We start from the raw sequence: 2928 nt of genomic DNA, 5'->3' as shown, positions 1-2928 counted from the left end.
GCCCTGGCCGCCGCGTCACGCTCCCGGGCCGGGCTCATCGCCAGGCGCAAGCTCGTCCCGCTGCCGCCGTCCCCGCCCACGGACAAGCTCTACGCCGTCATCGACGGCACCGGCGTCCCGGTGACCTCGAAGGAGACCGCGGGCCGGGACGGCAAGGGCGAGGACGGCCGCGCCCGCACCCGCGAGGTCAAGATGGCCGTGTTCTTCACCCAAGACGAGCTCGACGACGAGGGATACCCGATCCGGGACCGGGCCTCATCCAGCTACATCGCCACCTTCGAGCCCGCCGCCGCGTTCCGGCGCCTGGTCAAGGCAGAAGGCATCCGCCGCGGCGCGGACCACGTCCGCCAGCTCACCGTCATCGGCGACGGCGCCGCCTGGATCTGGAACCTCGCCGCCGCCACCTTCCCCGAGGCCACGCACATCGTCGACCTCTACCACGCCCGCGAGCACCTGCACTCCCTAACCAGGTCCCTGGAGTTCATGCTGGGCGACCGCAAGGACGAGTGGCTCGCCGCCCGCCTGGAGGACCTCGACTACGGCGACATCGACGGCATCGAAGCCGCCGTCCGCAAGTACCCGCTGGAAGGGGTCAAGAAAGACGAGGCCAACAGGGAACTCGGCTACTTCCTGAACAACGCGCCCCGCATGCGCTACCACTGGTTCCGCTCCCGCGGCCTGTTCACCGGCTCCGGCGTCGTCGAGGCCGGCTGCAAGTCCGTCATCGGCCAGCGCCTTAAGCAGTCCGGCATGCACTGGACCGTCGCAGGAGCCGACTCGATCATCACCCTCCGCTGCGCCGAGGCCAGCGAGCAATGGGAGACCGTCTGCCGTTACCGCCACAACCAGACAGGAGCCGCCTGACGTGCCCGCACCCGAAGATGATCTTGGTTACCTACAAATCCGACGTCCACCCCGCGTGGGCGGCGCTGGCGATGGCGCTGGCCGTGGCGGCGGCGATACCCCTGGCGCGGACGGTGCTGGCGGCCCGCCGCGCTGGGTGACGGTGCATGGGGCGGCGCATGTCACACCTGCTCGCGGCATAACGTCGGTGGTCACGCGTGTCATTACCAGTGACCGACCGTGCCACGAGGAAGGCAAAGCCGTGCCGCAGCCATTCACTACTCATCTGGACACGTTGCAGCGGCGCATCGGCCAGGAGCTTTTCGCCCGGGTCGCCGGGCCGGAGGGTCCGGCTAACCGGGAGCGCTTCCGCAAGTCAGGACCGCGCTGGTTCACGGACGACCGCCCTATCCGCCGTGTGCACGGGGATGCCGCGATGTTCGTCGGCGGCCTCCGGGCGCTGCTGCTTCAGTCGCTGCACCCGCTGGCCATGATCGCCATCGCGCAGCACTCCGACTACCGCGAAGACCCGTGGGGGCGCCTGCAGCGCACCAGCACGTTCCTGGCGGCGACCACGTACGGCACTATCGAGGACGCGCAGCGCGCGGTGGACCGGGTTCGCCGTGTCCACGAGCACGTCACGGGCATCACCCCCGACGGGCGGTCCTACCGGGCAGCCGATCCGCACCTGCTCCGCTGGGTGCATGTCGCGGAGACCGACAGCTTCCTGCGCTGTCATCAGCGCTACGGCGCGCGGCCCCTCGATGAGGCCGGCTGCGACGGTTACGTAGCCGACACCGCGCGCATCGCCATCGAGTTGGGGGTGCCGGACCCGCCGCGCACGCGCGGCGACCTCAACGCGGCGCTGCGTGCCTACCGGCCCGAGCTGCGCGGCAGCGCGGAAGCCCGCGAGGCCGCCAGGTTCCTGGTGCGGAACCCGCCACTGCCACTGCTGGCCCGCGGCCCGTACACGCTGCTGGCGGCAGCCGCGGTCGGCGAACTGCCGGCCTGGGCCCGGCGCGAACTGCGACTGCCCGCCATTACCGGGGCCGATGCCCTGCTCGTGCGGCCGGCCGGCCATGCCATCGTCGGGACGGTCCGCTGGATCATGGGCGCCAGGCGCGCCGGATTATCGCACGGGATCTGCCGCCGGAATCCGGGGCAGATCCCGCGCGATCTCTCAGGAGAGGGTGTGGCGGGCGCGGCGGCCCCAGGCTCGGTCGCCTAGCAAGGCCAGGGCGGCCGGGACCAGGATGCCGCGGACGATCGTCGCGTCGATGAGGACCGCGGCGGCCGTGCCGATGCCGAGGATCTTGAGGTCGATCAGCGGCAGCGTGGCGAAGATCGAGAACACCGCGACCATGATCAGCGCCGCGCTCGTGACGACCCCGGCGCTGGACGCGATGCCCCCGACGATCGCGTCCTTCGGCGCGGAGCCGCGCGCCCACAGCTCGCGGATCCGGCTGAGGATGAACACGTGGTAGTCCATGCTGATGCCGAACAGGAACACGAACATCATCAGCGGCACCCAGTAGATGATCCCGCCGAACGCCGTATAGTCCAGCGGCCCCTGCAGCCGTCCGTCCTGGAAGATGAGCGTGACCAGGCCGTAGGCCGCGCCGACGGACAGCAGGTTCAGCACGATCGACACCAGCGGCACCGTGACCGACCGGAACGCCGCCAGCAGCAGCACGAACGCGAGCACCGCCACGAATCCGAGCACCTCGGGCAGGTTGGAGTGCAGTTCGTGGATGTCGTCGTACAGTCCGGCGGTGTCCCCTGTCACCGCGTAACTGACGCCGGGCACCTTGCCGAGCGTGTCCGGCAGGATCGTGTCGCGCAGCGTGACCAGCGCGCTATCGGACGCGGAGTTGGTTCCGTTACCCGCCAGCGGCACGCCGACCAGCAGCGCGCGGCCGCCGCCGAGCACGGTCTCCGTCACTGGCGCGTGGATCGCGCCGCCCGACGCGGCTCGCGTACGGAGCGCGCCGACCGCGGCGGCCACCTTCGGACCGGCCAGGTCCTGGCCGGTCACCACGACCTCGGCGGGCGCCGGGGCCTGCGGGAACGCGCGCTGGATCGCGT

2 protein-coding genes and 1 pseudogene are annotated in these 2928 nt (G+C 71.0%); 2 read left to right on the top strand and 1 reads right to left on the bottom strand.

The features are described 5' to 3' along the window. Positions 1-864 (top strand): annotated as a pseudogene (locus WA805_RS30145) (ISKra4 family transposase); the annotation flags it as partial. A gap of 241 nt (positions 865-1105) precedes the next feature. Next, entirely contained in the window at positions 1106-2071 is a 966-nt protein-coding gene (locus WA805_RS30140; protein ID WP_425244020.1) for an oxygenase MpaB family protein, read from the top strand. Here WA805_RS30140 and WA805_RS30135 read toward each other — a convergent pair. Beyond that, the coding region (locus WA805_RS30135; protein WP_425244019.1) for an MMPL family transporter at positions 2024-2928 on the bottom strand (905 nt) is incomplete at its 5' end. The genes WA805_RS30140 and WA805_RS30135 overlap by 48 nt on opposite strands.

Origin of the sequence: Trebonia sp., from assembly GCF_049794275.1 — a bacterium.
Lineage (GTDB): Bacteria > Actinomycetota > Actinomycetes > Streptosporangiales > Streptosporangiaceae > Trebonia.
Note: the sequence above shows the minus strand (reverse complement) of the source record. Positions and strands in the feature narration are given on the sequence as shown.